The organism is Candidatus Cardinium sp. cByotN1, assembly GCF_022810525.1.
In the GTDB taxonomy this organism is placed as follows: domain Bacteria; phylum Bacteroidota; class Bacteroidia; order Cytophagales; family Amoebophilaceae; genus Cardinium.
Genome location: NZ_JAACGG010000038.1, coordinates 1 through 5,688 on the forward strand (window position 1 = coordinate 1; position 5,688 = coordinate 5,688).

Sequence of the window (5,688 nt, forward strand, 5' to 3'; positions counted from 1 at the left end):
GAGGAAAGAATGGGTTACGAAGATCACTTAAAATGGCTCAGAATAGAAGCTAATAGTATAGAAGAAGCTAGAAATGAGGGGAAATTAGAAGGGAAATTAGAAGGGAAATTAGAAGGGAAATTAGAAGGGAAATTAGAAATAGCTCAATCTATGGTTAAAAATGGGTATAGGCTAGAAGATATTACCTTCCTGACTGGGTTAGCAAAATCCGATATACAGAAGCTTCTATAAGTAAAGAGGTAAGTACTATTCTTCTGGCAACTTAGCTATGCCAAGTTGCCAATATATGCTTTTACTAATTGACCCAGCAAACACATCTGATATTGGTTTCACTAGCTAACACAGTTATGCCACCTTTAACAAATTTACTTGACATAGTACTGAAAGCAAACTTATAAATAGAGCGGTTTATCTTTAAGTATTTGGGTAACTGATAAAGTTTTTAGATGGTCAACTATAGACAACATATAGCGTTTTTCTATGACCATCGTTTGGTAACTAGCCATATCCTGAGCATGGACCAGTAAGATAAAATCGCATCCATTATTACTTGATAACAAGTAATAATGGATGCGATTTTATCAATCGTAAGTTTAAATACCTTGATATTTTCAGCCGTGATTTTCTGCAGACGAACACCAACAATTAGATGAATGTAAAAACCTAACTGTGGATAATCTATTGCTGCAATATACTTTTTGATAATGCCATTTTGTTCTAACTTTTTTACCCGTTCCAGCGTGGCAGCAGGAGAGAGATTGATTGTTTGCGCAAGTGCCGCATTGGTGATTTTTGCATATGCTTATCTATTTTGTCTGACTCCATAAGGTGATTTGTTGAGCAAAGTGATAAAAGCGCGGGAATTCAATGCATCCATCAGCCATAATACCGGTTATAAAAAGGATCCATTCAATAATGTGGTCAAGCTACTTACAAACAAAACGTAAAAACACGTTGCCGTTCACCCAATGGCGTCAACTTAAAGAATTTTTAATTATTTTTAATGGATAGCAGATGCGAATGATTGTAAACATCGTAAGGTCCTAGCAAGCCAAAGACACTGATAGGCTTGAACCAAAAGGGGAAGGAAAAAGCCTTTTGTATCAATTCCGTAAACAAGTACATTTTTACACCTTCATAACTAACGTAAAACTACTATCATGTACAGCCACAATCTGACTCACAGTATTATAAATAATAGGATCATTAATGCTTCCATGACCAAACCTATGCGTTTTAAACACTGGAATAGACAAACTAGCTGCAAACTGATTAAGTGTTTTTATAATTTCTTTATTATCAGCGCCACAATGGCCAAATACTATAGCCTTTACATCCTTTAGCAAACCGGCTTGTGTAAAATGGAGTAAAGAACGATCTAGCTGATAAGCTTTTATTTGTGTATCCTCTAAAAATAAAATTTTATCTTTTGTTTTTACTTGCCAATTTGTGCCAATACCTGTTTGCAAAACAGTTATATTGCCACCCGTAAGCTTGCCCTGCACACTATGTGTAGATTGGGCTGCTCGATTCATTGGAAATAGTTGATCAACAGTTATCTCTTTAACCCTGCCAGCAATTATCTCAGCTATCTTGATGAAATTAGCGCGATGTTTATCACTTTTAATCATTTCAACGATTCCGCTCCCATGAATGGTTTTCCAGCCCCACGCTTGAGTAAGAAAAATATGGAGCGCGGTTATATCACTATACCCTATAAAAAATTTCTCTCTAGCCGGTATCGGTAATTGCTGTAAAGCAGGGATTAGCTTAGCAGCACCATATCCGCCACGTAAGGTCCATACGACATGATTCCCATCATCGAACAATGCATCTTTTAAATGTTTAAATCGTATTTCATCACTATTAGAGTGAAAAACAGATTTTTTTTGATCAAAAGAGCCTCTTGGTATATTTAATTTCAATGCAGCAATACCCTTTAAAGTAGTTAATTCACCTTTATTGAGACCTGAAGCAGGAGCAACAACTGTAATAGGTATATCTTTTAATAAATCAACCATTTTCAGATGCATTTTTTCAAATGCTACACTTGAAAAGCTAGATAGCAAAAAGAAAATAGGTAGCGTGCAAAACCTACGCATCATAATCGATATTTAAATTTATTGAGAACGATCTATAAAAAATCATAAATTAGCTATAGCTAACACAGGCTATGACAACCGCTTCTATAACATGGATCCAAAGCGCTTAGAGCAAAATAAATGGCTCAGTGGGGTAATATACTATACTTATATCATAACGCCAATTGGTAAACTATTGCTAACCGCTAAGCATGGTAAGCTCATTGGCCTCCATATAGAGGGCCAAAAACATTTCCCTACCCTACACCAAAACGGGGAGTATAATGCGGATATACCCATTTTTACCGATACAAAGAGACAATTAGATGCCTATTTTACTTTAGGGAAAAGCTCATTTACCATTGACTATAAATTATATGGAACTGATTTTCAAATCAATGTATGGAATGTTTTAGCAAAAATTCCATATGGGGAGGTATTAAGCTACAAAAGATTAACCGCTTTAACCGCTTATCCGAATGCCATTAGAGCAGTAGCTTCAGCTATTGGTAAAAATCCTTTATCTATTATACTCCCGTGTCATAGAGTGATTAGAAGCAATAGCTCACTAGGGGGGTATGCTGGAGGGATAGCCGTAAAAAAACAATTACTGAACTTAGAAAGCTAGGGGATCAATTTTTAAAAAAAAATTATTTTTATAGCACTAAAAAAACAGTTTATAAATGATAAAGCACTGCTGCAGCTAAGCAGCAAGTTTATCGTATAAAAATTCCTAAATTTGTCAATAGCATATGAATGTATCATAAACTAGCTATAAATTTAATGTTTTAAATATGAAAATGTATAATATACGATGCATAGTGCTTTTTGTTACTTATAATTTTATTTTTAATTTTTTGTCATCTTGTTACGCTTGTGATGCTCGTATAGATCAAGACGATACTAAAGAGGGTAACAAAAAAAGAAGAACCTTAGAAGATATATTGGGAATCACAGAGGATAACAAAAAAAGAAGAACCTTGGAAGATATATTGGGGATCACAGAGGCTGAGGAAAAACTAAAACCCTCCAACGATATAGATAGGATGACAGAGACGAAGGAAAAAACAAAAATAACCTTCAAAGACATAGGTGGGATGACAGAAGCTAAGGAAAAAGTAAAAATAATCATAGACTTTTTAAAAACACCTGAAAAATTTACGGCACTTGGCGCAAAAATTCCTAAAGGTATACTGCTAGCAGGGTCTCCAGGAGTGGGTAAAACATTACTGGCCAAAGCGGTAGCTGGAGAAGCAGGTGTGCCGTTTTTCTACCAAAGTGGCTCAAGTTTTATGACTCAATATATGAATAGCGGCCCACAAGCTATTTATAGACTCTTTGAAAAGGCAAAACAAAATGCACCTTGTATTATTTTTATTGATGAAATAGATTCCATAGGTAATAAGCGTAGTACAGGAAAGAGCAATTGTTCAACAGAAGAACACGAAAAAACATTAAACGCTCTTTTAGAGGAAATGGATGGCTTCGAGCTAAACGCTGGCGTGATTGTACTAGCTGCTACCAATAGACCAGAGTCATTAGATCCTGCACTGATTCGCTCACAAAGATTTGATGAAAAAATAGTGATAGATAAGCCAAACCTAGTAGATAGAGAAGCTATCATACAATGCTATATCAAAAAACTAAAGGTAAAAGACCCAATACTGACCAAGCAACTTGCAGAACAAACAGTGGGATTCTCTGGAGCAGATCTGGCAACTATGTGTAATAAAGCTGCCTTAAGTGCAGCTACGAAAAATCAAAAGTTTGTAATGATGAACAACTTTCTTACAGCTATGGATGAAATGAAAACAGCAATGCATATAGGAAGTACCACTCCAGGGGGATAAAGATTTTATTAGGTAGATCCTACATGCGGATATGGTCTAAACATATACTAAAAACATTGATACAATATTGATATGAAAATTGGTTTGCTTTCAGATACCCACGGATGGCTAGATCCTAAAATTTTTGATCACTTTGAACAATGTGATGAAGTATGGCATGCAGGCGATATCGGCGACCCCGAATTGCTAAGGTCATTCGATGGTTTTAAAAGGTTTAGAGCTGTATATGGCAATATTGACGAACCGTTAATAAGAAAAAAATATTCTGAATTTCACGAATTTAAATGTGAAGATGTCTCTATATGGCTGATGCATATAACAGGCTATCCTCCTTTATACACACCACCCATGCGCAATAAATTAAGCCAAGCACAACCTGATATTTTGGTGGGTGGTCATTCACACATCTTACGAGTGATGCATGATATCAAAAGACCTCCGCTACTTTACCTTAACCCTGGTGCTGCTGGGGTCCATGGTGCACATTATATGCGTACAGTTCTCCGTTTTGAAATAAACAAAAAAAAAATTGGTAATATAGAGGTTATAGAGCTAGGCAAGAGGGCAGCACTCATAGACAACAGTTAATCATTGATGCATTATGGAACTGATTGATACCCACGCACACATATATGATCTTCAAGAACCACTATCACTAGTTTTAAACAGTGCACAAAAAAATCATATCAAAAAAATCTATATGCCCAATATAGATGAAGCAACCATAGCTGCGATGTTGGAGACAGCAACCGCATACCCTTGTTGTCTGCCTATGATGGGCATCCATCCTTGTCACATCAGAAAAGATTTTACCAAACAATTATACCTGGTAGAAGAATGGCTTAATAAAAGCGATTTTATAGCAATAGGTGAAATTGGCATAGACCTATACCATGATACTGCCTTGTTTAAAGAACAACAAGAAGCCTTTAAGATTCAACTAGATTTAGCCAAACGCTATCATCTTCCGGTCTCCATTCACTGCAGAAATGCTTTTCAGGCAGTGATCCAATTATTAGAAAAAGCACAAGATGGTAACCTAAAAGGCGTCATTCACTGTTTTACGGGCAATTTACAAGAAGCAGAAAAATGTATCAAAATGGGTTTTTCACTAGGCATTGGCGGAATTATTACATTACCAAAAAGTGGGTTGGCAGAAATCATAGCAGCTATAAATCTGAAACATTTAGTGCTAGAAACAGATAGCCCTTATCTAACACCAGTTCCTTTTCGGGGAAAGCCTAATCAGCCAAGCTACTTAGGTTACATAGCAGAAAAACTTGCTTTAGTAAAAGAGGTAACCTTAGCAGAGGTGGCATACATGACTACCCGAAATGCTGAGGCAATTTTTGAAGCAAGTTAAGCATCTAAGTTGTACCTTTGCTCTTTGAATGCATGAGTCAATAGTTTTTAGTTTCCTGTTTAGTATCTGTGCACGAAACTGCTAAAAGAGGCTCTTTTTACTTAAACGACCATCGTATGATAGGGCTAGTATAAGCATAAACCTAAAAAAGTAGTCATTGTGGCTTTTATACGTAAGCTCTCAGAGCTGGCACATAAGCTTATACAGGATCAAGCCCAATTTTGTTAAAAATTGGAAAAGCGAGCCAAAATGGCTTAAGAATTTGTAATTTAAGCTAATAGCTTTTTAGTATCTGTTCATGAGACTGGTAAAAAATGAATTATGTAAAGCTATTTATTTATCAAGAAAAAAGTAAGAGAAAAACATTTATAATCAAATAAAAAAAATAAATAAT

Annotated in this window: 6 protein-coding genes and 2 pseudogenes; 5 read left to right on the top strand and 3 right to left on the bottom strand. The window is 35.7% G+C overall.

Going from position 1 to position 5,688, the window contains the following annotated elements:
- Window positions 1-231 (top strand): annotated as a pseudogene (locus MUW73_RS01250) (Rpn family recombination-promoting nuclease/putative transposase); the annotation flags it as partial.
- A gap of 161 nt (window positions 232-392) precedes the next feature.
- Here the strand turns inward: MUW73_RS01250 and MUW73_RS01255 are convergent.
- From MUW73_RS01255 to MUW73_RS01260, 3 genes and pseudogenes are all read right to left on the bottom strand, one after another.
- Window positions 393-560: a hypothetical protein gene (locus MUW73_RS01255; RefSeq protein WP_243018354.1), complete on the bottom strand. Its 168-nt coding sequence runs from the start codon at window positions 558-560 to the stop codon at window positions 393-395.
- A 149-nt stretch (window positions 561-709) separates the two neighbouring features.
- Window positions 710-790 (bottom strand): annotated as a pseudogene (locus tag MUW73_RS04665) (winged helix-turn-helix transcriptional regulator); the annotation flags it as partial.
- 337 nt (window positions 791-1,127) lie between these two features.
- A complete protein-coding gene (locus MUW73_RS01260; protein WP_243575178.1) occupies window positions 1,128-2,021 on the bottom strand; it encodes an LD-carboxypeptidase in 894 nt (297 codons plus the stop codon).
- 172 nt (window positions 2,022-2,193) lie between these two features.
- Between MUW73_RS01260 and MUW73_RS01265 the strand changes: the two genes are divergently transcribed.
- The 4 genes from MUW73_RS01265 to MUW73_RS01280 all read left to right on the top strand — a co-directional run bounded on the left by MUW73_RS01265 (window position 2,194) and on the right by MUW73_RS01280 (window position 5,294).
- Window positions 2,194-2,709 (top strand): methylated-DNA--[protein]-cysteine S-methyltransferase, encoded by a 516-nt coding sequence (locus tag MUW73_RS01265; RefSeq protein WP_243018350.1) that lies wholly within the window; start codon window positions 2,194-2,196, stop codon window positions 2,707-2,709.
- A 166-nt stretch (window positions 2,710-2,875) separates the two neighbouring features.
- Window positions 2,876-3,931 (top strand): AAA family ATPase, encoded by a 1,056-nt coding sequence (locus MUW73_RS01270; protein ID WP_243575179.1) that lies wholly within the window; start codon window positions 2,876-2,878, stop codon window positions 3,929-3,931.
- Window positions 3,932-4,003: 72 nt separating this feature from the next.
- Window positions 4,004-4,519, top strand: coding sequence for a metallophosphoesterase family protein (locus tag MUW73_RS01275; protein ID WP_243018348.1), 516 nt, complete (start codon window positions 4,004-4,006; stop codon window positions 4,517-4,519).
- A gap of 13 nt (window positions 4,520-4,532) precedes the next feature.
- Window positions 4,533-5,294, top strand: coding sequence for a TatD family hydrolase (locus MUW73_RS01280; RefSeq protein ID WP_243018347.1), 762 nt, complete (start codon window positions 4,533-4,535; stop codon window positions 5,292-5,294).
- Window positions 5,295-5,688 lie beyond the last annotated feature (394 nt).

Bases quoted from the DNA above. Each gene is read 5' to 3' on its own strand.
- MUW73_RS01270 (WP_243575179.1), top strand. From the start codon at position 2,876: ATGAAAATGTATAATATACGATGCATAGTGCTTTTTGTTACTTATAAT.
- MUW73_RS01280 (WP_243018347.1), top strand. From the start codon at position 4,533: ATGGAACTGATTGATACCCACGCACACATATATGATCTTCAAGAACCA.
- MUW73_RS01275 (WP_243018348.1), top strand. From the start codon at position 4,004: ATGAAAATTGGTTTGCTTTCAGATACCCACGGATGGCTAGATCCTAAA.
- MUW73_RS01265 (WP_243018350.1), top strand. From the start codon at position 2,194: ATGGATCCAAAGCGCTTAGAGCAAAATAAATGGCTCAGTGGGGTAATA.
- MUW73_RS01260 (WP_243575178.1), bottom strand. From the start codon at position 2,021: ATGGTTGATTTATTAAAAGATATACCTATTACAGTTGTTGCTCCTGCT.